The sequence below is a fragment of the Streptomyces sp. TRM68367 genome (assembly GCF_014495685.1).
GTDB lineage: Bacteria > Actinomycetota > Actinomycetes > Streptomycetales > Streptomycetaceae > Streptomyces.
Window position 1 is genome coordinate 77,883 of the sequence record NZ_JACTVI010000009.1, and the last position, 25,071, is coordinate 102,953.

18 protein-coding genes and 6 pseudogenes are annotated in these 25,071 nt (G+C 71.5%); 11 read left to right on the plus strand and 13 right to left on the minus strand.

Annotated features, from left to right (window positions below; genetic code table 11):
- Nucleotides 1-105: 105 nt before the first annotated feature.
- The 5 genes and pseudogenes from H8R17_RS09465 to H8R17_RS09485 all read left to right on the plus strand — a co-directional run.
- Nucleotides 106-1,038 carry a helix-turn-helix domain-containing GNAT family N-acetyltransferase gene (locus H8R17_RS09465; protein ID WP_187822700.1) on the plus strand — a complete coding sequence of 311 codons (933 nt, stop codon included), beginning with the start codon at nt 106-108 and terminating at the stop codon, nt 1,036-1,038.
- 277 nt (nt 1,039-1,315) lie between these two features.
- Nucleotides 1,316-2,116, plus strand: coding sequence for a sugar phosphate isomerase/epimerase (locus H8R17_RS09470; RefSeq protein ID WP_187822771.1), 801 nt, complete (start codon nt 1,316-1,318; stop codon nt 2,114-2,116).
- 230 nt (nt 2,117-2,346) lie between these two features.
- Nucleotides 2,347-3,292, plus strand: a pseudogene (locus tag H8R17_RS09475) (asparagine synthase-related protein); the annotation flags it as partial.
- An 82-nt stretch (nt 3,293-3,374) separates the two neighbouring features.
- Nucleotides 3,375-3,644 (plus strand): lasso peptide biosynthesis PqqD family chaperone, encoded by a 270-nt coding sequence (locus H8R17_RS09480; RefSeq protein WP_187822701.1) that lies wholly within the window; start codon nt 3,375-3,377, stop codon nt 3,642-3,644.
- An 82-nt stretch (nt 3,645-3,726) separates the two neighbouring features.
- Nucleotides 3,727-3,939, plus strand: a pseudogene (locus tag H8R17_RS09485) (lasso peptide biosynthesis B2 protein); the annotation flags it as partial.
- 110 nt (nt 3,940-4,049) lie between these two features.
- Here the strand turns inward: H8R17_RS09485 and H8R17_RS09490 are convergent.
- The 3 genes and pseudogenes from H8R17_RS09490 to H8R17_RS09500 form a co-directional block, all read right to left on the minus strand.
- Nucleotides 4,050-4,478: pseudogene (locus H8R17_RS09490) on the minus strand (GNAT family N-acetyltransferase); the annotation flags it as partial.
- A gap of 87 nt (nt 4,479-4,565) precedes the next feature.
- Nucleotides 4,566-5,007: pseudogene (locus H8R17_RS09495) on the minus strand (3-phosphoshikimate 1-carboxyvinyltransferase); the annotation flags it as partial.
- A gap of 51 nt (nt 5,008-5,058) precedes the next feature.
- On the minus strand, nt 5,059-5,970 hold the full coding sequence (locus tag H8R17_RS09500) for an EamA family transporter (protein ID WP_187822702.1): 912 nt from the start codon (nt 5,968-5,970) through the stop codon (nt 5,059-5,061).
- A gap of 102 nt (nt 5,971-6,072) precedes the next feature.
- Here H8R17_RS09500 and H8R17_RS09505 point away from each other — a divergent pair, with 102 nt between their 5' ends.
- The 3 genes from H8R17_RS09505 (at nt 6,073) to H8R17_RS09515 (ending at nt 9,899) form a co-directional block, all read left to right on the plus strand.
- Entirely contained in the window at nt 6,073-6,990 is a 918-nt protein-coding gene (locus H8R17_RS09505) for a LysR family transcriptional regulator (protein WP_187822703.1), read from the plus strand.
- A gap of 310 nt (nt 6,991-7,300) precedes the next feature.
- On the plus strand, nt 7,301-9,142 hold the full coding sequence (locus tag H8R17_RS09510; protein ID WP_187822704.1) for a glycoside hydrolase family 3 protein: 1,842 nt from the start codon (nt 7,301-7,303) through the stop codon (nt 9,140-9,142).
- A 106-nt stretch (nt 9,143-9,248) separates the two neighbouring features.
- On the plus strand, nt 9,249-9,899 hold the full coding sequence (locus H8R17_RS09515; RefSeq protein WP_187822705.1) for a hypothetical protein: 651 nt from the start codon (nt 9,249-9,251) through the stop codon (nt 9,897-9,899).
- A 100-nt stretch (nt 9,900-9,999) separates the two neighbouring features.
- Here the strand turns inward: H8R17_RS09515 and H8R17_RS09520 are convergent, their stop codons facing one another.
- The 7 genes and pseudogenes from H8R17_RS09520 to H8R17_RS09550 all read right to left on the minus strand — a co-directional run.
- Entirely contained in the window at nt 10,000-11,454 is a 1,455-nt protein-coding gene (locus H8R17_RS09520; RefSeq protein ID WP_187822706.1) for a S28 family serine protease, read from the minus strand.
- Between the two features lie 109 nt (nt 11,455-11,563).
- Entirely contained in the window at nt 11,564-11,974 is a 411-nt protein-coding gene (locus H8R17_RS09525; RefSeq protein WP_187822707.1) for a hypothetical protein, read from the minus strand.
- 98 nt (nt 11,975-12,072) lie between these two features.
- On the minus strand, nt 12,073-15,852 hold the full coding sequence (locus tag H8R17_RS09530; protein ID WP_187822708.1) for an ABC transporter ATP-binding protein: 3,780 nt from the start codon (nt 15,850-15,852) through the stop codon (nt 12,073-12,075).
- A 62-nt stretch (nt 15,853-15,914) separates the two neighbouring features.
- Nucleotides 15,915-17,057, minus strand: coding sequence for an esterase-like activity of phytase family protein (locus H8R17_RS09535; RefSeq protein WP_187822709.1), 1,143 nt, complete (start codon nt 17,055-17,057; stop codon nt 15,915-15,917).
- 51 nt (nt 17,058-17,108) lie between these two features.
- A complete protein-coding gene (locus H8R17_RS09540; RefSeq protein ID WP_187822710.1) occupies nt 17,109-17,963 on the minus strand; it encodes a serine hydrolase in 855 nt (284 codons plus the stop codon).
- A 260-nt stretch (nt 17,964-18,223) separates the two neighbouring features.
- The gene (locus H8R17_RS09545) at nt 18,224-18,739 is read right to left on the minus strand and encodes a hypothetical protein (protein ID WP_187822711.1); all 516 of its coding nucleotides are present in this window, start codon (nt 18,737-18,739) and stop codon (nt 18,224-18,226) included.
- Between the two features lie 281 nt (nt 18,740-19,020).
- Nucleotides 19,021-19,484, minus strand: a pseudogene (locus tag H8R17_RS09550) (thiamine pyrophosphate-dependent enzyme); the annotation flags it as partial.
- 93 nt (nt 19,485-19,577) lie between these two features.
- On the opposite strand from H8R17_RS09550, the pseudogene H8R17_RS09555 reads away from it, so the two are divergent.
- Together H8R17_RS09555 and H8R17_RS09560 are read left to right on the plus strand one after the other, a co-directional pair.
- Nucleotides 19,578-19,673 (plus strand): annotated as a pseudogene (locus H8R17_RS09555) (helix-turn-helix domain-containing protein); the annotation flags it as partial.
- A gap of 128 nt (nt 19,674-19,801) precedes the next feature.
- Entirely contained in the window at nt 19,802-20,590 is a 789-nt protein-coding gene (locus H8R17_RS09560; protein ID WP_187822712.1) for a phosphatase, read from the plus strand.
- Between the two features lie 7 nt (nt 20,591-20,597).
- On the opposite strand, the gene H8R17_RS09565 is transcribed toward H8R17_RS09560, so the two are convergent.
- The 3 genes from H8R17_RS09565 to H8R17_RS09575 form a co-directional block, all read right to left on the minus strand.
- Nucleotides 20,598-21,464, minus strand: a complete 867-nt coding sequence (locus H8R17_RS09565; RefSeq protein ID WP_187822713.1) for an acyl-CoA thioesterase II — start codon at nt 21,462-21,464, stop codon at nt 20,598-20,600.
- A 34-nt stretch (nt 21,465-21,498) separates the two neighbouring features.
- On the minus strand, nt 21,499-22,656 hold the full coding sequence (locus H8R17_RS09570; RefSeq protein ID WP_187822772.1) for an acyl-CoA dehydrogenase family protein: 1,158 nt from the start codon (nt 22,654-22,656) through the stop codon (nt 21,499-21,501).
- Nucleotides 22,657-22,762: 106 nt separating this feature from the next.
- Nucleotides 22,763-23,359: a TetR/AcrR family transcriptional regulator gene (locus H8R17_RS09575; protein WP_187822714.1), complete on the minus strand. Its 597-nt coding sequence runs from the start codon at nt 23,357-23,359 to the stop codon at nt 22,763-22,765.
- A gap of 86 nt (nt 23,360-23,445) precedes the next feature.
- On the opposite strand from H8R17_RS09575, the gene H8R17_RS09580 reads away from it, so the two are divergent.
- A complete protein-coding gene (locus H8R17_RS09580) occupies nt 23,446-25,062 on the plus strand; it encodes a carboxyl transferase domain-containing protein (RefSeq protein ID WP_187822715.1) in 1,617 nt (538 codons plus the stop codon).
- Nucleotides 25,063-25,071: the final 9 nt, after the last annotated feature.

The window sequence follows — 25,071 nt, forward strand, 5'->3', positions numbered from 1 at the left end:
GGGCGTCGCCGCATGGGCATGGACGGGCGGCGCCCCTTCGGTCTACGCTCGACCCGAGGATATCTCTGACTGAGTCAGAGATCAGCGAGACCGGGGGCGACGACCATGACCGTCCAGGAGATCCGCGCCTTCAACCGCTTCTACACGAACGTCATCGGCGCCCTCGACTACAGCCGCCAGCTGTACGCGCCGTACACCCTCACCGAGAGCCGCGTCCTGTACGAGCTCGCGCACTCCCCGCACACCGACGCGGCCGACCTGCGCGGTGCGCTGTCGCTGGACGCCGGGTATCTGAGCCGGATCCTGAACAAGTTCGAGCGGGACGGGCTGGTCGAGCGGGAGCCGTCCAAGGACGATCCGCGGCGGCGGCGCGTCACGCTCACCGCGCGGGGCCGGGAGACCTCCGCGCTGCTGGAGGAGCGGTCGAACGACGCGGTCGGTTCGCTGCTGTCCAAGGTCCCGGCCGACGACCGGCCCCGGCTCGCCGAGGCCATGCAGACCGTCCGCAAGCTGCTGTCCGACGGTCGCCGGCCGCGCCGCGACGACGTCGTGCTGCGCGAGCCGGGGCCGGGGGACCTCGGCTGGATCGTGCAGCGCAACGCCGCGCTGTACGCCGCGGAGTACAGCTGGAACGCCGACTACGAGGGGCTGGTCGCCCGGATCGTCGCGGACTTCGCCGAGGATCACGATCCGCACCTGGAGCGGGTGTGGATCGCCGAGCTGGACGGGCGGCCGGTGGGGTGCGTGATGTGCGTACGGGACGAGGCACCGGCCACCGCGCGGCTCCGCCTGCTGCTCGTCGAACCCGACGCACGCGGTCTCGGCATCGGCGACCGTCTGGTCCGGGCGGTCATCGACTTCGCACGCGGCGTGGGATACCGCGACCTCGTCCTCTGGACCAACGACGTGCTCACCGCGGCCCGCCACATCTACCAGCGCCACGGTTTCGTGCTGGTCGGCGAGAAGCCTCACCGCTCGTTCGGCAAGGACTTGGTGGGGCAGGACTGGAGGCTGGAGCTGCGGGGGGTGCCGGAGTGACGGAGCGGGGCATGAGCGCGACGGGCGTATGAGTGGGCTCCGGGGGCACGAGCAGACCGCAAAGCGTGGCCCGAGACGGACGGCGCGGGCGACCTGGCCGCCGGTGCACATCAACGGGTGCTGGACGTCACCGAACCGCCGGACCGCAGGGCCGAGCGACCCCGGATGAGCCGCGCCTCGTGCGCGACCACGCCGGAAAGCCCGGACCCCGCCCCGCGTGCGGTCCACAGCTCACCTTTGGTGACTCCCGGATCAAGTCTTAGTAGGGTCCATGACCATGAAGCTGGCGTTCTCCACCCTCGGTGTCCCCGGCCTGCCCCTGTCCGACGTGTTGCGGCTCGCTGACGCGCACGGGTACCACGGTGTCGAATTGCGTGCGCATCCCGAGGAACCGGTGCATCCCGGTATCGGTGCCGGTGAACGGGCCGATGTGGCCGCCGGGTTCAAGGCGGCGGGCGTGGAGGTCCTGGGGCTGGCCGGGTACGCCCGGGTTGCCGCGCCGGGCGATGACGAGCCCGTGCTGGCCGAGATCCGTGCGCTGCTCGACCTGGCCCGGGATCTGGGTGCCCCGTACATCCGGGTGTTCCCCGGCGGCGCCCCGGACCAGAGGCCGGAGGACGCCGACGCGACGGCCGCGCGGCGCCTGGGCACAGCCGCCGAGTACGCCGCCGACGTAGGCGTACGCATCCTGCTGGAGACCCACGACTCGCACCGCACCGGGGCCGAGGCGATCCGCGTCCTGGGCCTGGTCGGCCACCGCCACGTCGGCTCGCTGTGGGACGTCATGCACACCTGGCTCGGCGGCGAGCAGCCCTCCGAGAGTTACGCGGCCCTCTCCCCCTTCCTCGGCTACGTCCAGGTCAAGGACATCGCCTCCGCCGACGACACGACCCCGCTGCCGCTGGGCGCCGGTGTCCTGCCGCTCGCCGAGTGCGTGGAGGTGCTCTCCCGGCACGGCTGGGACGGCTGGCTGTGCTGGGAGTACGAGAAGCGGTGGTACGAGGCCGCCGCCCCGCTCCCCGACCTGCTGGGCGCGGGCCACGACCACCTCGCGCGCCTGCTCAACGAATCGGCGTAGGCGGGACGACCCAGGTTCCACCCAAGGGCCTCGATGTCGGCTGGAGTCGGCGCGATCGCGACACCGGTCGGCCGTCGCGCCCTACGCAACTCCCGGCATCAACAATTGAATCCTTAACGAAAGTGGGCAGTCAGCCACTCCATGTCTAGCCTGGACATGTCTGGATACACGTAGTTTCGGGTGCGCCGCATTCCACGTTCACCGTTCCTGAGATCCGGTGAGAGATCATCATGGGCCTTGCCGAGCTCGCCGACGGCGGCCTACCGGGCTGGTTCGTCGTTCTCCCCGACTGTGCCCCGGCAGGCCCGGTGGCAGCCGCCCTGCGGAGCCCCGCGGTGCGGGAGGTACGTCATCCGTCCGGGCGGCCCTGGCTGCTCGGACGGTGGTCCGAGGACGCCCTGGCCGTCGGAGAGGCGGGCGGGGCCAGGATCGCGGTGCTCGGTGAGCACGCCCTCTCCCCCGGCCGGCTCACCGCGTCGGCCCGACGTTTGCGTACGGTCGCCGGTCTCGACGCGGCGGCCAGGTCCTGGGCCGGGAGTTTCCATCTGACCGCCTCGGTCGGCGGACGCGTGCGCGTGCAGGGCAGCGTCACCGGCATGCGGCCGGTGTTCCACGTCAGGGCCCGTGACGTGGTGGTGGCCGGGGACCGGGCGGACATCCTGGCCCGGCTGGCCGGCGCGGACGTCGACCGGGAGCGGCTGGCGGTCCGGCTGCTGAACTCGTCCGCGCTGCACCCCGTGGCGGGCCTGCCCGTGTGGCGTGGCGTGCACCTCGCGCATGGTCCGGCAGCTGGGCCAGATGGCCGCCCGGCTCGGGGTCGCGCTCGCTGCCCCGTACTACGACGACCGGGTGATCGAGGCGGGCCTGGCCGTACGGCCGCGGGACCGGATCACCCCGTGGCGCTACAAGCCGCTGATCGTCGAGGCGATGCGCGGTGTCGTGCCCGGCGGGAGCCTGGCCCGGACCACCAAGGACGAGGGGTCCCACGAGGTGGCGGCCGGGCTGCGGGACAACCGCGCCGAACTGCTCGCCCTGTGCGAGGACTCGCGGCTGGCCCGGCTGGGCCTGGTGGACGCGGACGCGCTGCGCGAGGTGTGCCGCCGGCCGCTGCCGCCGGAGCTGCCGTTCGACGCGCTGTACCAGACCGTGGCGTGCGAGATGTGGCTGCGCACGCTGCCGGGCGGGCCGGGGGCCGGTCAGCCCCCTCGGCCGGTTCTGTGCCCTCAGTCCGACGAGGCCGAGTCGCGAGGGAGAGGTCATGACGCTGAAGCTGCGTGAGGGTGTGTTCACGACCGAGACCGAGTACGGGATCGCGCTGCTCGACGAGGAGCACGACCGGTACTTCACCCTCAATCCCACGGCCGCCGTCGTCGTCCGCACGCTACTGGACGGCGGCAGCGCCGCCGAGGCCGTCCGGGCGCTCACCGCGGAGTACGACGTGGACGCCTACAGCGCGGAGGGGGACGTGCGGGAGCTGATCGGCGAGCTGCGTGCTGCGGGCCTGGTGGAGGAGCCCGTCGAGGGTTGAAAGCGCACAGTCGGCGGCCGTGAGTTCGCCGGAGGTCGTCGTCCACGATCCGCGCTCGGTGCCGTAGCCGCGCCGGATCCTGGTGCGGCTCGTGGTCGCGGTGAGCCTGGCGTGCGCGGGGCGGGAGGGATGCCTGCCGCGGTCCCTGGCCACGGTCCTGCTGTGCCGCCTGCACGGCCGGTGGCCCACCTGGTGCGTGGGGGCGCGGCGCCTGCCGCCGTTCGGGGCGCAAGCCTGGGTGGAGGCGGAGGGGGTGCCGGTGGGCGAGGAGAACCCGGCCGACTGCTTCCGCCCGCTGCTCACCGTGCCCTGCCCCGAACACACGCACGTCGGCCGTGAGCTCGCTCGCCGACGCCACCGCGCCCCGCCATCCCAATCCGCCGACGCCACCCCGCCCGCCTCACTCCGCGGCAGAAACCCCGCCACCCGCTCCTCCAGCCGCTTGCGGCACTCCGGCCACTCCCCCGCCGTGATCGAGAAGATCGCGGAGTCGCGGAGCCGGTCCTCCTCGCCGGGGGCCCAGGAGCGGGACCAGTTGCGTCCGTCTTCAGGTCCACCCGGGACACGCCCCACCCGTCGAACGCGTGCTGGAACAGCAGGAGCTTGGCCTCGGCGTTCAGCCCTGTGCCCTGGGCGGAGGCCGCGAGCCAGGTGAAGCCGACCTCGACGGCGTCGAGCCGGTGTCGGTCAGCCAGGACGCGGCTCCCAGTACGCTGTGGCACCGACCGCCCGCCCCGAGGCGAGGGCCACCGGCGCGTACGGCGCCAGCCGCCCCGTGGCCGCGCGGGCGTGCTGCGCGTCGATGTAGGCGTCCACCTCGTCCGCCCTCGGCACCACGTGAGTCTTCCGCACGCGGGGGTCGTCGAACGAAATACCCGGCACCCGCAGCCCGGTCGCCGCGAACGACATCACCATGCGATGCAGCAGGAGGGCCGTGAGGTACTGGGAGGACTGGCCCGCGTCCAGGGTCACTTCGCCGCCGTCGACGCCCGCCGCCTCGACGGTCAGCGGGTGGCCGCCCGCCCGCTCCTCGTGCCGCAGACGCACGCCGAGGTCGCGCAGCGCCCGCGTGAGGGGCCCAGCGGGCGGCGGCGCGTCTGCGGGGAGGCGTCGAAGCGGTAGGTGCCGCGGCCCGCGGCGGCCGGCACCGGAAGGAAGCGGGCCGTCGTCGCGCCGTCACGGCAGTGGATGTCGGCCTCCCGCACCGCGGGGCCCTGCGGGCGGCCGTCGATCTGCCAGGTGTCCGGGATACGGATGACGCGGTGGCCGAGGCTCACCAGGTCCGCGGCGAAGCTCTCCGTGTCGTCGGAGCTCAGCGGCCGTAGAGGGTCGTGACCCCGTCGGCCGCGGCACCCAGGAACAGGGCGCGGGCAGTGACGGACTTGGAACGGGGATGCCGACCACGGGCATGCCGTCATGATCGCCCGACGGCCGGTTCCGGTGCCGGGGCGTCCACAGGGCGGACCGCGGGCCGGGCGGGCGCCAGCGACGTCAGGGCCACGCCGCCCACCAGCAGGGCCGCCGCGCACCAGCGCAGCGGGCTCACCGGCTCGCCGAGGAGCAGGGCCGCCGACGACATGCCGAAGACCGGGACGAGGAGGGAGAAGGGGGCGACCGTGGAGGCGGGGTGCCGGCGCAGCAGCCAGCCCCAGGCGCCGAAGCCGAAGACCGTCGTCACCCAGGCGACGTACGCCACCGTGCCCGCGCCCTGCCAGTCGAGGGCGCGCAGGGCCGCCAGGTCGCGGGAGGCGCCCTCCGTCCACAGCGAGAGGGCGAGCAGGGGCAGGACCGGGACGGTGCTCACCCACACCATGAAGTTCAGCGCGTCCGGGGGCGCCGCCTTGCGGGTCAGGACGTTGGAGGCGCCCCAGCAGGCCGCCGCCGCGACGACGAGCGCGAAGGCGCCGAGCGGGCCCGCCGTGCCCTCGTCGACGGCCGCGACGCCGATACCGGCGAGGGCCACCATCATGCCCAGCACGCGGACGGGGGAAGGCCGTTCGCGCAGCACCACCGCGGCGAAGGCCGCCGTGAAGACCGCCTGGATCTGCAGCACCAGCGACGACAGCCCCGCCGGCATCCCCGCGTCCATCCCGACGAACAGCAGGCCGAACTTCGCCACTCCGAGCGTCAGCCCCACTGCCACGATCCACTTCCACGCCACCTTCGGGCGCCCCACGAGGAACACTGCCGGGACCGCCGCCACCAGGAAGCGCAGGGCGGAGAAGAGCAGGGGCGGGAAGTGGTCGAGGCCGATCTCTATGACAGTGAAGTTCACGCCCCAGACGGCGGTGACGAGGACGGCTAGGAGGACGTGGGAAGGTCGCATGCGTCGATGATCACGGCCATGGACCATGAAGCACCAGCGATGATTGCTGCATGGTTGGATGAAGCAACGCTAATCATCGGACGCTGATCCCCGGGAGCGCCCATGCTCGACCTCCAGCGCCTGCGCGCCCTGCACGCCGTCTCCGTGCACGGCACCGTCGGCGCGGCCGCCGCCGCTCTCGGCTACACGCCCTCCGCCGTGTCCCAGCAGATCGCCAAGCTGGAGCGGGAGACCCGCACCGTCCTGCTGGAGCGCGAGGGACGCGGCGTACGGCTCACCGACGAGGCGCAGCAACTGGCCGCCACCGCACGGGAGTTGCTGGCGATCGTGGAGCGCGGGGAGACCGAGCTGGAGGAGCGGCGCGGGGTGCCGGCCGGGCGGCTGACCATCGCCGCGTTCGCGTCGGCGGCCCGCGGCCTGCTGCCCTCCGTCCTGGCCGGCCTCGCCGCGCAGCACCCCGCCCTCGACGCCCGGCTCACCGAGATCGACCCGCACCTGTCCGTCGACCTGGTCGCCAAGGGCGCCGTGGACCTCGTCGTCGCGCACGACTGGGACATCGCGCCGCTGCCCGCCCCGGCCGGGGTGGAACAGGCGGCCATCGGGGACGACCTGTGCGATCTGCTCGTGCCCGAGGGGCACCGCTTCGCGGGGCGTACGGCGGTACGGCGGGCGGAGTTGGGCGGCGAGCGGTGGATCTGCCAGCCGCCGGGGCGGGTGTGCCACGACTGGCTGCTCCGTACCCTGCGCGCCGCCGGGCACGAGCCGGAGATCGTCCACCAGGCGGACGAGAACCCGACCCTGGTCGCCCTCGTGGCCGCCGGCCTCGGCATCGCCCTCATCCCCCGGCTCGGGCGCGGCCCGCTGCCCGCCGGGGTGGTGGAGGTGCCGCTGAACCCCATGCCCGTACGACGGCTGTACGCGCTGTGGCGGGCGGGGGCCGCCCGGCGTCCGGCGATCGCGGAAACCGTGCGGACGCTGCGCGAGCACTGGCCGAAAGTATCGGCTCACACGCCTCACTGACCTCCCGGCCACCGACTTCGGGAAATCGGGCCGGGTCCGGGAACCCGGTCCCGGCCCGGCTCGTCCAATGCGCAGCCTGCCGGAGAGTCACCGCGGTCCGGTGTCGGCCCTCGCTGCTGGCTGCGATCGCTGACCACCCTCTCCGCCGTACCGCGGCCGGCAGCATGCCGTCATCGGCGCGCCCCCTCCAACTGCGCCGATGGCGGCACCTCCCCGGGCTGTGGCGCCATCCCTTGACCGGCGGAAACTTCCCGGATATTGGTGACTTCTCGGAAGTTTCCTTCAGCAGGGCACCAGGGAAGGGGCGCACATGCGCGACTCCGGCACCGAAGGCAGAGGAAACACCGCACGGCCCTCCAGACGCACCGTCCTCACCGCGACCGCGGGCGTGACCGCGACCGCCACGGTCGGCGGCACAGCCCAAGCGGGCACCGTCCACGCCGGCACCGGCGACAGGCTTCGCGGCCTCATCTCCCGCATGACACTGGAGGAGAAGGTCGGCCAGCTGTTCGTGATGCGGGTGTACGGGCACTCGGCCACCGCCCCGGACCAGGCGGACGTCGACGCCAACCTCCGGGAGATCGGCGTCCGCAGCGCCGCCGAGCTGATCGCCAGGTACCGCGTCGGCGGCATCATCTACTTCGCCTGGGCGCACAACACCCGCGACCCGCACCAGATCGCCGGCCTGTCCAACGGCATCCAGAAGGCGTCCCTGGAGCTGCCGCACGGCGTGCCCGTGCTCATCTCCACCGACCAGGAACACGGGATCGTCGCCCGCGTGGGCAAACCGGCGACGCTGTTCCCGGGGGCGATGGCGATCGGGGCCGGCCGCTCACGCTCCGACGCGCGCGCCCTCGGGCGGATCGCCGGGCGGGAGTTGCGCGCGATGGGCATCCGGCAGGACTACTCCCCCGTGGCCGACGTGAACGTCAACCCGGCCAACCCGGTCATCGGCGTCCGCTCCTTCGGCGCCGACCCGCAGGCGGTGGCCGCGCTGGTCGCGGCCGAGGTCGCCGGCTACCAGCGCTCGGGGGTCGCCGCCACCGCCAAGCACTTCCCCGGCCACGGCGACACCGACGTCGACAGCCACACCGGCTTCCCGGTCATCAAGCACAGCCGTGAGCAGTGGGAGAGGCTCGACGCGCCGCCCTTCCGGGCCGCGATCGCGGCGGGCACCGACTCGGTCATGACCGCCCACCTGATGGTCCCGGCCCTCGATGACGCCGGCGACCCGGCCACCCTCTCCCGCCCGATCCTGACCGGCATCCTGCGCGAGCAGCTCGGCTACGACGGGGTCGTGGTCACCGACTCCCTCGGCATGGCGGGCGTGCGCACGAAGTACGGCGACGACCGGGTGCCGGTGCTCGCGCTGAAGGCGGGCGTGGACCAACTCCTCAACCCGCCCGAGCCGGACGTGGCGTGGAACGCCGTCCTGAAGGCCGTACAGGACGGCGAACTGACCGAGGAACGCCTCGACGAGTCGATCCTGCGCATCCTGCGGCTGAAGGCGAAGCTGGACCTCTTCGACGAGCCGTACGTCAGCCGGGCCGGCGTCTCGCGCACGGTCGGCGTACGCCCGCACCTGGCGGCGGCCGACCGCATCGCCGAGCGGACGACGACCCTGCTGGTCAACGAGCGCCGCCTGCTGCCCCTGTCCCGCCGCAGGCACCCGCGACTCCTCGTCGTCGGCGCCGACCCGGCCTCCCCGTCCGGTACGACGGGTCCTCCGACGCGAGTCCTCGCGGACGCGCTCACTGAGCTGGGCTTCACGGCGACGGCCCGGTCGACCGGTACGGCACCGTCGGCGGCGGTGATCGAGCGGGCGGTCGCGGCGGCGGCAGCGGCGGACGCGGTGGTCGTGGGGACATACAACGTCACCGCGAGCAGCAGCCAGAAGACCCTGGTCGAACGCCTCGCGGCAACCGGCAGGCCGGTCGTGGCGATCGCCCTGCGCAACCCGTACGACGTCGCCCACCTGCCCTCCGTCCCCGCCTGCCTGGCCGCCTACTCCTGGACGGACGTCGAACTGCGGGCCGCGGCACGGGTGATCGCGGGCCGGGTCGAGCCACGCGGGAAACTGCCGGTGGACGTGGTCCGGGCGGACGCTGGGGAACAGGTGCTGTACCCCGTCGGGTACGGGCTGTCGTACTAGACCTACGCCCCGTACCGGGCACTCCACCGCCAACATGCGCAAAGCACCCTGTTTGTCTGGCGTGGGCCGCCGCGGCGGGTCACGCTGGGCCGGGGGTGCTCGGGGGATGGCATTGCGTGAGAGATGGCCCGCGGGGGCGGTGTACGCGCCGGCGGCACTGCTCGTCGCCGTACTGCTGGCAGGCTGTCAGAGCCTGTCGGGAGCGGCGCGGGAGGACGGCCGGCTGGGCGACGCGGGGGCGTCGGTGCCGACGAGTGGGCCGACGTCGGGGTACGGGGCGGTGTTCCTCGCCGTCGACGAGTGCAGTTCGTTCGGCACGCGCAGCTTCACCGAGGTGCCGTGTGTAAGTGAGCGGGCAGCGGCGCGGGTCGTCGCCCGGTACGACGGTGCGGTGCGGGACGGGCCGCGCTGTCCGGCGACCACCGACTTCGTCCTGCACATCAGCGAACAGCGACCGTCCTCCGACGAGGACGGCGACGGGGCGGTACCGCAGGGTTACGCCTGCATGCGCAACCTCCAGCCACCGCATCCCGGCGACCCCGGCGGCGGGGGCGGTCCCCGCACGATCGTCGGCGACTGCGTCTACGGCTCCGGCGACGACCAGGTCCGCGAGACCAGCTGCGACGGCAAGGGCAGACAGAAACCGCAGTACCAGGTCACAAAGGCGGTCAGGTCTCGCACCGACTGCCCACCCTCAACGGCCTTGTACGTCCGCCTCGGCGGCACCACTCCGGTGGGCTGCGCCCACCCGATGTGAGCCGGGGGGACGCCGTTCCCTTCTGTCCGCGGCAACGGCGATCAGCCGCTGACGGTGGAGCTCGGCGGTGCCGAACCCACCGTCAGTGGCTGCCGTCACCTCACGGCCGTAGCGACCGCTCGCGTTCCACGTCCCGCTTGTCGAGCTTCGGGTCGAACTCGGCCAGGGGCCTGGCCGTCGACTCGTTCGCCTGGACCGACGGCGACGCGACGTCCGCCCAGTCGAGGATCCTGGCCGTGGCCAGGGACTTCTGGTCGGGGGCCAGGCCCGCGACGTTGGCGCCGTGGTTCATGCCGGGAGCCGTGAGGACGTAGGAGTCCTTCGCACCCCTGCTCAGGCGGAACGGCTCGGCGCCCCACGGGTCGTTCTCGCCGTAGACGAAGAGCATGTGGCGGGCGTTGTGGCGCACCCAGGTGTCGACGTCACGCATCGCCCACGGCTGGAACGTCATCGGGATCGAGCGGGGCACGAAGTTCCGCGGGGGCAGGTAGCCGTAGCGGATGTACTCCTGCTCGATGTGCGGGAACCCGATCGTCGGCGCCCCCAGCTGCGTACCCGCCTGGTAGTAGTAGGGCGTGTACGGCTCCAGTCCCTGGTCGGCGTAGGCCGAGAAGCCCACGATCGCGTCCACCGACTTCCAGATCTCCTCGTCGGTCGCCTTCTTCGCGTCGGCCGGGATCTTGTCGCAGTCCTTCAGCAGGCTGTACTGCCAGAAGCCCCACACGTAGTCCAGGACAACGGCCTCGAACGCCTGGTCCAGGCTGCCGACGGTGTCGAAGGTCAGCCCCTGCGCGGCGGCGTACTCCGCGTACCGCTTCTCCAGCGGCTCCCGGCGCACCAGCGCCTCCCGCTGCACCCCGTTCAGCCGGTCCCGGCACTCCTTGGTGCCGACGTGTCCGAAGAACCGGTCGTATGCCGAGTCCTCCTTGTTGACGACGTCGTTGGGCGCGACGTACGCGACGACGCCGTCCATGTCGCGCGGGTAGAACCGCTCGTAGTACGTGGCGGTCATGCCGCCCTTCGAACCGCCCGTGGAGATCCAGTTCTTCGCGTAGATGCCCTTCAGGGCCTTGAAGATGCGGTGCTGGTCGCTGGCCGCCTGCCAGATGTCCAGCTTGGACCAGTCGGCCGGGTCGGGCCGGGACGGGTTGAAGAAGCGGTACTCCATGGAGACCTGGTTGCCGTCCACGATCTGGGCCGGCTCGCTGCGCCGGGGCGTCGTCGAGACGTTGTAGCCGCTGGTGAAGAAGATTGTCGGGCGGGCGACGTCCTTGTGCAGGACGGTGATCCGCTGCTGGAAGGTGCCCTTGGACGGGCGCCGGTGGTCGACCGGCTGCGTGTAGTTCAGGACGAAGAACCGGTAACCGGGGTACGGCTTCTCCTCGATCAGGCTCATCCCCGGTACGGACAGCAGCCTGTCCTTGATGTCGGTCGTGTCGGTGGTGCCGGTCGTGCGGGCGGTGGCCTCCGGCTCGGCGGCGGTGGCCGCTCCCGCCGTGCCCAGCGTGCCTATGAGCACCGTGAGCGCCAGCAGCCATCTGAGCGCGTTGCGCATGCACCCTCCCCTGTGAGTACAGATGTGCGCCGGAAGCTAGCGGTCAACTCCCGGCAGCACCAGGGCACATGGGGAAAACCCTGTACAGGGGCAATGTGCTGACGAAGCGTCAGCAGGATGTTGACGGTGCGTCAGCAAGGATCCACGCCTTGCTGCTGAGCGCCCCCCGCCCGACCCGCCCCGTCACCCACACGCAGCGGCGCCCGTCGTGCACGATCACCGGGCCGGCGTAGCGCTCGTAGTGGCCCGCGTCAGGGACCGGCACGCTGCCGCGCGCCTGCACGCTGACCGACATCGTCCGCCTCGTGCCGGGGTCCTTGGCGACGGTGACGGCGCACAGCCAGCGGCCGCTCTTGTAGAGCTGCACGGCCCCGGTGGAGAACGGCAGTGTCCGGACCTTCCGGCCGGTGCACAGCGGAGCGGCCTGCGCCTGGGCCGGCACCGCGACCGTCAGCAGTCCGGACCCGGTCAGCACGGCCATGGCCAGCGCGGACCGCCGCCGTATCGCACCACTGCCCACTGTGCCCCTCCCGAACCGCGAACGACGCACGACCCTTGCCGTATCAGTGGCGTACTGCTGTACGGACGCAGGTCGTATGCCGGACGGTTGCACGACCGTCAGCGGGACGCGCCGACCGGCTCCTCCGGCTCGGCCGCGCCGACGAACGTGCGCCACAGCTCGGCGTACCGCCCGCCGCGCGCCAGCAGTTCGTCGTGCGTGCCGTCCTCGGCGACCCGGCCGTGGTCCATCACCACGACCCGGTCGGCGCGGGCGGCCGTGGTCAGCCTGTGCGCGACAATCAAGGTGGTGCGCGCGTGAGCGCTCGTTGAGGGGTGGTGGTCGGGCGACGGGCGGGCGGTACGGCGGCCCGCCAGCCGGTCCGTCGCCTGGTTGACCTGCGCCTCGGTGGCCAGGTCCAGCGCGGCCGTCGCCTCGTCGAGGAGCAGGACGTCCGGGTCGACCAGCTCCGCGCGCGCCAGTGCGATCAACTGCCGTTGCCCGGCGGAGAGGTTGCGGCCCCGCTCGGCGACCTCGTGGAGGTAGCCGCCCTCCAGCGTGGCGATCATCTCGTGCGCGCCGACCGCACGGGCCGCCGCCTCGACCTCGGCGTCGGTGGCGTCCGGGCGGCCGTAGGCGATGGCGTCGCGGACGGTGCCCTGGAAGAGGTATGCCTCCTGCGGGACGACGCCCAGCCGGTGCCGGTACGACGTGAGGTCCAGGGCCCGCAGGTCCGTGCCGTCGACGGTGACCCGGCCGCCGGTCGGGTCGTAGAACCGCGCCACCAGCTTCACGAGCGTCGACTTGCCCGCGCCGGTCTCGCCGACGAACGCGACGGTCTGCCCGGCGGGGATGCGCAGATCGATGCCGCCGAGGGCTGCGTCCTCCTCACCGGCACCGCCGTACTTGAAGTGCACGTCCTCGAAGGCGATCTCGCCCCGCAGCGACAGCACCTCCAGCGGCTCCTTCGCCCTCTTCGTCGACGTCGGCTCCCGCAGCAGCTCCTGGATGCGGCCGAGAGAGACCGACGCCTGCTGGTAGCCGTCGAAGACCTGGGAGAGCTGCTGCACGGGCGCGAAGAACAGGTCGATGTAGAGCAGATACGCCACCAGCGCGCCCGCGGTCAGCGTGCCGTTGTCGACCCGCGCGCCGCCCACGAACAGCACCGCCGCCGCGGCGACCGACGACAGGAACTGCACGAACGGGAAGTAGACGGAGATCAGCCACTGGCCGCGGATCCGGGCCTGCCGGTAGCTGTCGCTGCGCTCGGCGAACCGCCGCCCGCCGTCCCGCTCGCGCCTGAAGGCCTGCACGATCCGCAGCCCGGACACCGACTCCTGGAGGTCGGCGTTGACCGTGGAGACGCGCTCGCGGGCCAGTTCGTACGCCTTCACGCTCGCCCGGCGGAAGAAGTACGTGGCGACGATCAGCGGCGGCAGCGTCACGAACACGACGAGCGCGAGCTGGACGTCGATCACCAGCAGGGCGCCCATGATGCCGAAGAAGGTGACGACGGAGACGAACGCGGTGACCAGGCCGGTCTGCAGGAACGTGGACAGCGCGTCCACGTCGGTCGTCATCCGCGTCATGATCCGGCCGGTCAGCTCGCGCTCGTAGTAGTCGAGGCCGAGCCGCTGGAGCTGGGCGAAGATCTTCAGGCGCAGGGAGTACAGGACCCGCTCGCCCGTCCGCCCGGTCATCCGCATCTCGCCGATCTGCGCCGACCACTGGGCGAGCACGGCGAGCAGCGCGAGCAGCGACGCCGCCCACACCGCGCCGAGGGCGGCCTGCGTCACGCCGCTGTCGATGCCGTGCCGGATCAGGACGGGCAGCAGCAGCCCCATGCCCGCGTCCACGGCGACCAGGCCGAGGCTGACCAGCAGCGGCAGCCCGAAGCCGCGCAGGAGGCGTCGCAGGCCGTAGGACTCCTCCGGCTGGACGGCCCGCGCCTCGTCGACGCCCGGCGTGTCGGTGGCCGGGGGCAGCGCCTGGACCTGGGCGAGCAGTTCGGGCGTGGCCGGGCTGTCGGTGAGGGCGGTGTCCCTGGGTTCGCGGTCGCCGGTCCACAGTCGTGGGGTGACTCCGCGCTCGGCGTCGAACTCGGCGTCCAGTTCGTCGCGTACGGAGGTGTCCTCACGGGGGCAGGGCGGCTGGGTGTGACCCGGGGAGACCGCGCCCAGCTCGTCGGGGTCGGTCAGCAGCCGCCGGTAGAGGGCGGAGCGGTGCTGGAGTTCGTCGTGGGTGCCGATGTCGGCGAGGCGGCCGCCGTCGAGGACGGCGATGCGGTCGGCGAGGTTGAGGGTGGAGCGGCGGTGGGCGATCATCAGGGTGGTGCGGTCCCGCATGACCTCCCTCAGCGCCTCGTGGATCTCGTGCTCCACCCGGGCGTCCACGGCGGAGGTCGCGTCGTCCAGGACCAGCAGCCGCGGGTCGGTGAGGATCGCGCGGGCGAGCGCGATGCGCTGGCGCTGGCCGCCGGAGAGGGTCAGGCCGTGCTCGCCGACCGTGGTGTCGTAGCCGTCGGGGAGCTCCCGGATGAAACCGTCCGCCTGGGCGGCGCGGGCGGCCTGCTCGATCTGCTCGTCGGTCGCCCCCGGGAGGCCGTACGCGATGTTGTTGCGGACGGTGTCGGAGAAGAGGAACGAGTCCTCGGGAACCAGGCCGATCGCGGCGCGCAGCGACTCGAAGGTCAGCTCGCGCACGTCGTGGCCGCCGAGGAGGACGGCGCCACCGGTGACGTCGTAGAAGCGCGGGAGCAGCAGGGCCACCGTGGACTTGCCGGAGCCGGAGGAGCCGACCACGGCCAGGGTCTCGCCGGGGCGGATCTCGAGGCTCAGCCCGTCGAGGACGGGCTGGTCGGGGTCGTAGCCGAAGGACACGTCGTCGAACTCGACGGTCGCGGGCGCGTCGGCGGGCAGCGTCTTGTGGCCGTCGTCCATCGACGGCTCGGTGTCGATCAGCTCCAGGACGCGCTCGGTGCCGGCGCGGGCCTGCTGGCCGACGGTCAGCACCATCGCCAGCATGCGGACCGGGCCGACGAGCTGGGCGAGATAGGTGGAGAAGGCGACGAACGTGCCGAGCGTGATGTTCCCGCGTACGGCGAGCCAGCCGCCGAGCGCCAGCATGGCGACCTGGCCGAGGGCGGGTACGGACTGGAGGGCCGGGGTGTAGACGGAGTTCAGCCGGATGGTGCGCAGCCGCCCGGCGAACAGCCTGCGGCTCACCTCGCGCAGCTTGCCGGTCTCCTGGTCCTCCTGTCCGAAGCCCTTCACCACGCGTACGCCGGTGACGGCGCCGTCGACCACACCCGCGACGGCGGCGGCCTGGGCCTGGGCGTACCAGGTGGAGGGGTGCAGCTTCTTGCGGCTGAGCTCGGCGATCCACCACAGGGCCGGGGCGACGGCGAGGGCGACGAGGGTGAGCGGCAGGGACAGCCAGGCCATGACGACCAGGGAGATCAGGAAGAGCAGGAAGTTCCCGATGGTCATCGGGAGCATGAAGAGGAGCCCCTGGATCAGCTGGAGGTCGCTGGTGGCCCGGCCGACGACCTGCCCGGTGGACAGCTCGTCCTGCCGGCGGCCGTCGAGCCGGGTGATCGTGTTGTACATCTCCGTCCGCAGGTCGTGCTGGACGTCGAGGGCGAGGCGGCCGCCGTAGTAGCGGCGGATGTAGGTGAAGGCGTAGACGAGGAGGGCGGCGACGATCAGGGCGCCCGCCCAGACGGCCATGCTGCGGCTGTGGTCGCCGATCACGTCGTCGATGATCACCTTGGTGATCAGGGGGATGAGGGCCATGACGGCCATGCCGGCGAGGGAGGAGCCGAGGGCGAGGACTACGTCCTTGGGATATCGCCAGGCGTGTTCCCAGAGTCGTCGTGCCCATCCCCGTTGCGTGCCCACGCCGGTGCCCTCCACTTTTGGCCTGATCTTCCGGAAGGCACCAACGTGATGGGGAGCCGATTTCATCCCGCCGTAGGGGTCTGGGTTGTCTTTTGGGTGCGGCTCCGTAGTGGTTGATCGCGCAGTTCCCCGCGCCCCTGAAGGGGCGCTGTGCGTACCCGGAGATAGTAGAAGCGGGTCGTCTGGGTGGGGTTCTCGTTGTCGTCGCTGGCCAGGAGGAGGTGGAAGCGGCCTCTGCTCCAGCCCGTGATCGTCATGGCCTCGATGTTGTCGAGGAGGGGGTTGGGCTGGGGTTGCTTGGCCGTTGCTCCCAGTGACGGGCAGTTCACCAGGTCGGCGAGCAGGGTCTTCTTGATCAGGCGTACCTCGGGCTGGCCCGTCAGGTTTTCGATGTTGCTCGTGTTCGTGGCGAGGCGGGGCTCGGCCAGGTAGAGGCGGACCGTGTTGCCCACGCCGGAGGTGAAGCCGCGTTCCAGGACGAGGAGGCGGCCGTCGGGGAGGGACTGGATCTCGGGGACGCCGAGGGCGGGGTCGGTGCGGTAGGCGTACTGGGGGCCCAGCGTGAAGTGGGCGCCCTGGCGGTGCCAGGTCTGGAAGCGGACGGTGCGCGTGTCGTCGCCGGACAGGGCGTACTCCATGGACGCCAGCAGGGTGCGGCCGCCGGGGAGCATGGTCAGGCCCTCGAACGTGCCGTTGGACTGGGCGCGGCCCGCGGGGGCGACGCGGAGGGAGTCCGGCACCGGCAGCCGGTCGAGGATCTTGCCGTCACGGGAGTAGCGGCGTACGGACGGCTCGGTCTCGGAGGTGACCAGCCGCGTGCCGATGGGGGTCCCCCCGCTCGAGCGAAGCCGAGAGTGGGGGAGGTCGACGACGAGGCCCTCGGAGTCCAGGGCGGTGCCCTTCTCGTCGGCGAGTGCGGTGACCCGCTGCGGCGCGAGCGTCCTCACGTTCAGGGCGAACAGGGACGAGCGGTCGGAGAGGGCGGCCAGCGAACCGTCTCGGTGGACGGCGAGCGCGGAGATGTTGCCGACGTGGGTGCCCCGGTACGTCGTCTTGTCGAGCGCGTCGGAGAAGCGGTCGATGGAGACAGCGGGCGAACAGGCGTGGTTTTCCCCGGCGTCGGCGTTCGCCGGGGCGGTGGCGGACAGGCAGGTGGCCGCCGCCAGGCCCGCGGTGACGGTTGCGATTACGGTTCTCAGGCGCATGGCGGTCACCGTAGGGCGAGACGGTGACGTACGGGAGACCGCGACGTGAAGTCAGCTCGCGGCCAGGTCCCGGTGGATGACCTTGGCCGCGCCCTGGATGGTCGCGATGCCGTAGTTCATGGTGCTGTTGCCGTGGGTGAGGACCGTGATCATGTAGTCGTGGCCGCGGCCCTTGAAGGCGCCGACGCTGTGGACGCGCCAGCCGTGCGTGGAGCGTTGCAGCCAGCCGTTCTTGACGGCCACGGAGACGCCGGACGGGACGCCGTACGGCGTGCCCCAGCGCTGCGCGGAGACGACCTGGCCCATGAGCTTGAGGATGTAGGCGCGGGAGTTGTCGCTCAGCACGGCGTTCTTCGCGGTGATCAGCTCGAGGAGCTTCTGCTCGTCGGTGACGTTGATCCGGGTCAGGCCCCAGTAGCCGTTCGCGCCGGGTGTCGTCCGGGTCATGCCGGCGGCGGCGAGGAAGCCCTTGATCTTTGTCATGCCGAGCTGCTTCCACAGGGTGGAGGTCGCGGCGTTGTCGGACTTGGTGATCATGGCCTTGGCGAGGGAGGCCTCGCGGTCGGTGAGATAGCGGCCCTGCTTCTTCGCGTCCCAGAGGAGGGCGGCCAGCACGGTGACCTTGACGACGCTGGCCGAGTCGTAGGCGGTGGTGGGCCGCAGGGAGCAGGTCGTGTTGGTCGTACGGTCGTGGAGGCCGACGGCGATCGTGCCCTTGCGGTTCGCCAGCGCCGCGGTGATGTCCTTGGTCAGCTTGGCGGCCAGACCCGCCGTGGCGGAGGTGCAGCTGACCGTCGGCGCGGTGGCCGCGGCGGCGGGCGAGGCGGCGACGGCGAGCGGCACGAGCACGCCGGCGCCCACGCCCGCCACCAGCGCTCTCGCGCGGAGGGAAGTCCCAGGTGTCATGCACGTGATGACACGCGAGGAGGGCGGAAGGGTTGTAGGCACTGGGGAAGGCTTGCACAAGCCGTTACCAAGCCTGGGGAACTTCACAGCCTGTGGCCGGCCTCACCACAGCGACCGCCAACTCCGGCCGACCACGACGCCCGTGTGACATCTGCCAGAACGGCACCGCCTCCGGCATCGGCTGACGCCGAGGACATGTGGGATGATGCCCCTGGACCCCGGCCCGATTACGGCGGGCCGGGGTCCAAATTCCGTCGGGGTCACTTGTGGCGGTGGTCGTCAACCACTCGGAAGCTGCCTACGATCGCGAAAGGCACCACGGCGCCGTCGAAGACCGGCGTGGCGGCGATTTGATTGGCAGAGCTTCGCGGCCCAATCTCCGCCAGCGGGGAGCCGTTGTCGCAGGTGATCCCGTTGAAGAATTCGATGGTCTTGTCACTCTGGTTCCGGACGTTGAAGGTGGCGGTGGTACTGGTGGGAGCAGTACTACTGACCACAGCGATGCACTCACCCGGATCGGCCGGATACGTTCGCTCGTTGACGTGGATCCGGCCCTCGTCATGCCTGTCATGCCTGGGGTCGAAGTTCGTCTGGCCGTCTCCTCCGAGGGGAACGGAGGCAGCGGCTTCCTGCACGTCGGAGGGGGCGGACTGGGGGGCGGAACTGGAAGCCGAGGCGTAGTTCACGCCGGTTGCGACCAGAGCGGCGACACCCACCGTCGCTGCGATCGCGGCAACGGCTCGCCTGCGCGCTCCGTTTCTCCTTCTCTCAGACATTCCGTTTCTCCATCTCTCAGGGATGTCAGCTGAGCGGCCGACCATGAATGAACTTACTCATGTCGTTTTCTGCCGCCACCTCAGAAATCTTCGGAGGGTGATGGAAGGGGGCCAACCGGGTGCTGACACCCCGGGACGGAAGTCATGACAAGCAATCAGTAAGCTCAAATGAGCTGAGAAACACGCCGACTTGGGGGCTGTTGAGCCGCTCGGGGGACTTGTCTGACACCCATTCACGCCGCCGCCCGCGTGTCGTGTATTGATAATGCCGCGCACAACGGCTATTGCACGCCCACATGCGTCGCCGCGAACATCCGCAGCACTGCCGGAAACACCACCAGCGACGGACCGGGCATGCCCAGTGCCTTCCTCAGATCGGTCTCAAGCCTTTCAGGGGTCGTACGCATCCCTGGCACGCCGAACGACTCCGCCAGAGCCACGTAGTCCGGCCGCGCCAGCTCCGTGCCCGTCGCCTCGCCGAAGGCACCCGTCATGTACTCGCGCAGGATGCCGCAGCCGCCGTCGTCGACGATCAGCCAGGTGACGTCAAGGTCGTACTGCCGGGCGTGGCCAGCTCCGCGATCGAGTAGAGGGCACCGCCGTCACCAGAGACCGCCAGCACCGGCTGCGTCGGGTCGGCCACCGCCGCGCCCAGGGCCGCCGCGAAGGCATAACCGAGGCCGCCCGAACCCTGGGCGGAGTGCATGGTGTTGGGCCCCTTGGCGTCGAAGGCGGACCAGGCCCAGGCGCGTCGTCCGCGCTGCCGACCCTCGGGTACAGCACCTTGGCCGCCTTGCCGATGACGGCGCCGGCGAGGGCGTACGCGAGGCAGGGGGAGGACGTACACCGCAACACCGTGCGCCAGCGGATCGCCCGGTGCGCGTCCCTGCTGGACACGGACCTGGACGACCCGGACGTACGGATGGACCTGTGATTCGCGCTCCGGCGGATCCGAGCGCGGAGCTGAGTATGCATACGGACCCCGGCCTGAGTACGTGACGCACGTCCCAGCGAGCAATACGCCGGAGACTCCCCACCGGCACCTGCCTCAGAATGGGAGCCATGCCGATACCCGGGACACCCAGCCGCGCCGAACTCGTCGAGCACCTCGTGAAGACCCGTATCACGGGCGAGGTCGCCACCCCCCGCGAGAACAACCTCTCCCACTACCGGAAACTCGCGAACGGCGACCGCCACTACTGGCTCGGCCTGGAGCTCGGCGACCGCTGGACCGACGAGCAGGACGTGCTCGCGGTGATGGCGGAGCGGGTGGGCGTCAACGACGATCCCGAGTACCGGTACGGCCAGGACACCATCGACCCCGGGCTGACGATCGCCGCCCTGGACCGCCTGGCCGGCCGGCTGCGCAAGGCGGCGGACGGGCAGCAGCGGGTGCTGTTCGCCACCGGCCACCCCGGCGGCATGCTCGACGTGCACCGCGCCACGGCCGCCGCGCTGCGGACCGCCGGCTGCGAGATCGTCGTGATTCCGGACGGGCTGACGACGGACGAGGGGTACGTCATGCAGTTCGCGGACGTGGCGATGCTGGAGCACGGCGCTACCCTCTGGCACACCCACTCGGGCGAGCCGATGAAGGCCATCCTCACCGCGATGGAGCGCGCGGGCCGCCCGCTGCCCGACCTGGTCGTCGCCGACCACGGCTGGGCCGGATACGCAGGTCAGCACGGCATCGACTCCGTCGGCTACGCCGACTCCAACGACCCGGCCCTCTTCCTCGCGGAGGCCGAGGGCACGCTCCAGGTGGCGGTCCCGCTCGACGACCACGTGGTCAGCCCGCGCTACTACGACCCGCTGACGGCGTACCTCCTGGCGGAGGCGGAGCTCGACTGATCCCCGGTCATCTCGGGATCCGGACCACGCCCTCCTGGATCACCGACACCGCGAGCCGCCCGTCCTGCGTGTAGATGCGGGCCTGGCCGAGACCGCGGCCGCCGTACGCCGACGGGGACTCCTGGTCATACAGCAGCCACTCGTCGGCGCGGAACGGCCGGTGGAACCACATGGCGTGGTCAAGGGAGGCCCCGACGACGTCGCCGACGGCCCAGCCGCCGCGGCCGTGCGCGAGCAGCACCGAGTCCAGCAGGGTCATGTCGGAGACGTACGTGGCGAGGACGACGTGCAGCAACGGGTCGTCGCTCAGCTTGCCGTTGGTGCGGAACCACACCTGCGAGTGCGGCTCGCGCGGCGCGCCGAAGCGGCCGTACGGCGGCTCGTCGACGTACCGCAGGTCGACCGCCTCGCGCACCTGCAGGAACCGCTCCACCACCTCCGGGTCGAGGTGGTCGTAGCCGCGCAGCCGCTCGTGGGACGTGGGCAGCGTGGCCGGGTCGGGCGCGGGCGGCATCGGGGTCTGGTGGTCGAGGCCGTCCTCGTACACCTGGAAGGACGCCGACAGGTGGAAGATCGGCTTGCCGTGCTGGACGGCGACCACCCGGCGGGTGGTGAAGGAGCGGCCGTCGCGGATCCGGTCGACGTTGTAGATGATGGGCGCGCCGGGGTCGCCGGGGCGCAGGAAGTACGCGTGCAGGGAGTGCGCGGGCCGGTCCCCGGGCGCCGTACGTCCGGCGGCGACGAGGGCCTGCGCCGCGACCTGCCCGCCGAAGACGCGCGGGACGACGGCGGACCGGGACTGCCCGCGGAAGATGTCCTCCTCGATCTGCTCCAGGTCGAGCAGATCGAGGAGGCCCTCAAGTGCCTGGCTCATGGGTCGGTTGTACGGGCCGGTCGTTTCGCCGCCCTTACAGGCCCATGTCCTTCGCGATGATCGTCTTCATGATCTCGCTGGTGCCGCCGTAGATGCGGTTGACGCGGTTGTCGGCGTACAGGCGGGCGATCGGGTACTCGTTCATGTAGCCGTAGCCGCCGTGCAGCTGGAGGCAGCGGTCGATGACGCGGTGCGCGACCTCGGTGCAGAACAGCTTGGCGCTGGCGGCCTCCGCGGGGGTCAGCTCGCCGGCGTCGAGGGCTTCCAGCGCGCGGTCGGCGACGGCCTCGGCGGCGTCCACCTCCGCCTGGCAGGCGGCCAGCTCGAACTTGGTGTTCTGGAAGTGCGCGACCGGCTTGCCGAAGACGGTGCGCTCCTGCACGTACTGCTGGGCGAACCGGACGGCGGCCTTGGCCTGCGCGTAGGCGCCGAAGGCGATGCCCCAGCGCTCGGACGCCAGGTTGTGGCCCAGGTAGTAGAAGCCCTTGTTCTCCTCGCCGAGCAGGTCCTCGACGGGCACCTTGACGTCGACGAACGCCAGCTCGGCGGTGTCGGAGGTCTTCAGGCCGAGCTTGTCGAGCTTGCGGCCGACGGAGTAGCCATCGGACTCGGTGTCCACGGCGAAGAGGGAGATGCCGTGGCGGCGGTCCTCGGCGGTGGGCGCGGCGGTGCGGGCACACACGATGACCCTGTCGGCGTGCACACCGCCGGTGATGAAGGTCTTGGCGCCGTTGAGGACGTAGTGCGTGCCGTCCTCGGAGAGCTTGGCGGTGCTCTTCATGCCCGCGAGGTCGGAGCCGGTGCCCGGCTCCGTCATCGCGATGGCCCACATCTCCTCGCCGGTGACGAACTTCGGCAGGTAGCGCTTCTTCTGCTCGTCGGTGGCGAGCATCTTGATGTACGGCAGGGCGAGCAGGACGTGCACACCGGAACCGCCGAACTGGACACCGGCGCGAGCGGTCTCCTCGTACAGCACGGCCTCGAACTTGTGCGAGTCGAGGCCGGCGCCGCCGAACTCCTCCGGCACGTTGATCCCGAAGATCCCCAGCTCGCCGAGCTTGTAGTAGAAGTCGCGCGGCGCCTGGCCTGCCGCGAACCACTCGTCGTAGACCGGGACGACCTCGGCCTCGATGAAGGCGCGCAGGGTCTCCCGGAACGCCTCGTGATCCTCGTTGAACACCGTACGGCGCAACCCCGCCACCTCCAGAGAGCTCGTTTCTAAGCGCTTGCTCACCTCAAGATACCGGCGAGTATCGGCGGTAGCCACAGGCGTCCGGGGTGACGTAGCACACCCCGGTTCACTCCGCCCCGGCCGCCGCGAACGCTCCCCGGGCCATCCGGTGCAGCAGGGCCGCCGTGGTGGTGCGGCCCGGCAGGGAGCCCGGGCGGCCCAGGTGCGGGGTCGAGTTCAGCAGGCCGAAGACCGAGTGGACGGCCGAGCGGGCCGCCGGTTCGCCCAGCGCCGGGTAGACCTTCCGCACCACCGCCACCCACAGCTCGACGTACTGCCGCTGGAGCTGGCGCACCAGCTTGCGGTCGCTGTCCCGGAGGCGGTCCAGCTCGCGGTCGTGCAGGGTGATGAGGGGGCGGTCGTCGAGCGCGAAGTCGATGTGGCCCTCGATGAGCGAGTCGAGGACCGCCTCGGCCGGCACCCCGTCGGCTTCGGCCAGCCGCCGCTTGGCCCCGGTCAGCAGCTGGCCGCTGATGCCGACCAGCAGCTCGGCGAGCATCGCGTCCTTGCCGGCGAAGTGCCGGTACAGGCCGGGCCCGCTGATGCCGACCGCGGCGCCTATCTCGTCCACTCCGACGCCGTGGAAGCCACGCTCGGCGAACAGCCGGGCAGCCTCCTTGAGGATCTGCTCGCGGCGGGTGGGGGCGTCGGTTCTCGTGGCCATGGAGGCAATTCTAGACAGGGAGGTTAGCGGTCGTTAACCTGGTGGAAACGCGTTAACGCTCATTAACAAGGTGAGGGGGCCGCAGGATGCATCAGGCACCGGAGCTGACCAGCGCGGCCGATCCCGCGTCGGAGTCCTTTCGGGCCAACGAGGAGGCGCACCGCGCCCTCGCGGAAGAGTTGCGCGCCAAGCTGGCCGCGGCTCGGCTCGGCGGCGGCGAGAAGGCGCGGGCGCGGCACACCGCGCGCGGGAAGCTGCTCCCGCGCGACCGCGTGGACAGGCTGCTGGACCCCGGCTCGCCGTTCCTGGAGCTGGCACCGCTGGCCGCCGACGGGATGTACGACGGGCAGGCGCCGGCCGCCGGGATCATCGCCGGGATCGGGCGGGTCGCCGGGCGGGAGTGCGTGATCGTCGCCAACGACGCCACGGTCAAGGGCGGGACGTACTACCCGATGACGGTGAAGAAGCACCTGCGCGCGCAGGAGGTGGCCCTCGACAACCGTCTCCCGTGTGTCTACCTGGTCGACTCCGGCGGCGCCTTCCTGCCCATGCAGGACGAGGTCTTCCCGGACCGGGACCACTTCGGGCGGATCTTCTACAACCAGGCCCGGATGTCCGGCGCCGGCATCGCGCAGATCGCCGCCGTGCTCGGCTCCTGCACGGCCGGTGGCGCGTACGTCCCGGCGATGAGCGACGAGGCGGTGATCGTACGGAACCAGGGCACGATCTTCCTGGGCGGCCCACCCCTGGTGAAGGCGGCCACGGGTGAGGTCGTCACCGCCGAGGAGCTGGGCGGCGGCGAGGTGCACTCCCGGATCTCCGGCGTGACCGACCACCTCGCCGAGGACGACGCGCACGCCCTGCGGATCGTGCGGGACATCGTCGCCACGCTTCCCGCGCGCGGGGCACTGCCCTGGTCCGTGGAGCCCTCCGCCGAGCCGAAGGCCGACCCCTACGGGCTGTACGGCGCGGTGCCGGTGGACCCCCGCACTCCGTACGACGTCCGCGAGATCATCGCGCGCGTGGCCGACGGCTCCCGGTTCGCCGAGTTCAAGGCCGAGTTCGGGCAGACCCTCGTCACCGGCTTCGCGCGCATCCTGGGCCACCCGGTCGGGATCGTCGCCAACAATGGCATCCTGTTCTCCGAGTCCGCCCAGAAGGGCGCCCACTTCATCGAGCTGTGCGACCAGCGCGGCATCCCGCTGGTGTTCCTGCAGAACATCTCCGGGTTCATGGTGGGGCGGGACTACGAGGCGGGGGGCATCGCCAAGCACGGCGCCAAGATGGTCACGGCGGTCGCCTGCACGCGCGTGCCGAAGCTGACGGTGGTGGTCGGCGGGTCGTACGGCGCGGGCAACTACTCGATGTGCGGCCGGGCCTACTCACCCCGCTTCCTGTGGATGTGGCCAGGCGCCAAGATCTCCGTGATGGGCGGCGAGCAGGCCGCCTCCGTGCTCGCGACCGTCAAGCGGGACCAGCTTCAGGCCCGGGGCGAGGACTGGCCCGCCGAGGACGAGGAGGCCTTCAGGGCCCCGGTCCGCGCGCAGTACGAGCGCCAGGGCAATGCCTACTACGCGACGGCCCGCCTCTGGGACGACGGCGTGATCGATCCGCTGGAGACCCGGCAGGTGCTGGGTCTTGCCCTGACCGCGTGTGCCAACGCCCCGCTGAGCGAGCCGGGCTTCGGCGTCTTCCGGATGTGAGGGGGAGCT

Excerpts from the sequence above, each read along its gene's own strand:
- H8R17_RS09540 (WP_187822710.1), bottom strand. The coding sequence starts at position 17,963 with ATGACACCTGGGACTTCCCTCCGCGCGAGAGCGCTGGTGGCGGGCGTG.
- H8R17_RS09470 (WP_187822771.1), top strand. The coding sequence starts at position 1,316 with ATGAAGCTGGCGTTCTCCACCCTCGGTGTCCCCGGCCTGCCCCTGTCC.
- H8R17_RS09545 (WP_187822711.1), bottom strand. The coding sequence starts at position 18,739 with ATGTCTGAGAGAAGGAGAAACGGAGCGCGCAGGCGAGCCGTTGCCGCG.
- H8R17_RS09505 (WP_187822703.1), top strand. The coding sequence starts at position 6,073 with ATGCTCGACCTCCAGCGCCTGCGCGCCCTGCACGCCGTCTCCGTGCAC.
- H8R17_RS09575 (WP_187822714.1), bottom strand. The coding sequence starts at position 23,359 with ATGGCCACGAGAACCGACGCCCCCACCCGCCGCGAGCAGATCCTCAAG.
- H8R17_RS09500 (WP_187822702.1), bottom strand. The coding sequence starts at position 5,970 with ATGCGACCTTCCCACGTCCTCCTAGCCGTCCTCGTCACCGCCGTCTGG.
- H8R17_RS09560 (WP_187822712.1), top strand. The coding sequence starts at position 19,802 with ATGCCGATACCCGGGACACCCAGCCGCGCCGAACTCGTCGAGCACCTC.
- H8R17_RS09565 (WP_187822713.1), bottom strand. The coding sequence starts at position 21,464 with ATGAGCCAGGCACTTGAGGGCCTCCTCGATCTGCTCGACCTGGAGCAG.
- H8R17_RS09480 (WP_187822701.1), top strand. The coding sequence starts at position 3,375 with ATGACGCTGAAGCTGCGTGAGGGTGTGTTCACGACCGAGACCGAGTAC.
- H8R17_RS09580 (WP_187822715.1), top strand. The coding sequence starts at position 23,446 with ATGCATCAGGCACCGGAGCTGACCAGCGCGGCCGATCCCGCGTCGGAG.
- H8R17_RS09535 (WP_187822709.1), bottom strand. The coding sequence starts at position 17,057 with ATGCGCCTGAGAACCGTAATCGCAACCGTCACCGCGGGCCTGGCGGCG.
- H8R17_RS09520 (WP_187822706.1), bottom strand. The coding sequence starts at position 11,454 with ATGCGCAACGCGCTCAGATGGCTGCTGGCGCTCACGGTGCTCATAGGC.
- H8R17_RS09465 (WP_187822700.1), top strand. The coding sequence starts at position 106 with ATGACCGTCCAGGAGATCCGCGCCTTCAACCGCTTCTACACGAACGTC.
- H8R17_RS09515 (WP_187822705.1), top strand. The coding sequence starts at position 9,249 with ATGGCATTGCGTGAGAGATGGCCCGCGGGGGCGGTGTACGCGCCGGCG.
- H8R17_RS09510 (WP_187822704.1), top strand. The coding sequence starts at position 7,301 with ATGCGCGACTCCGGCACCGAAGGCAGAGGAAACACCGCACGGCCCTCC.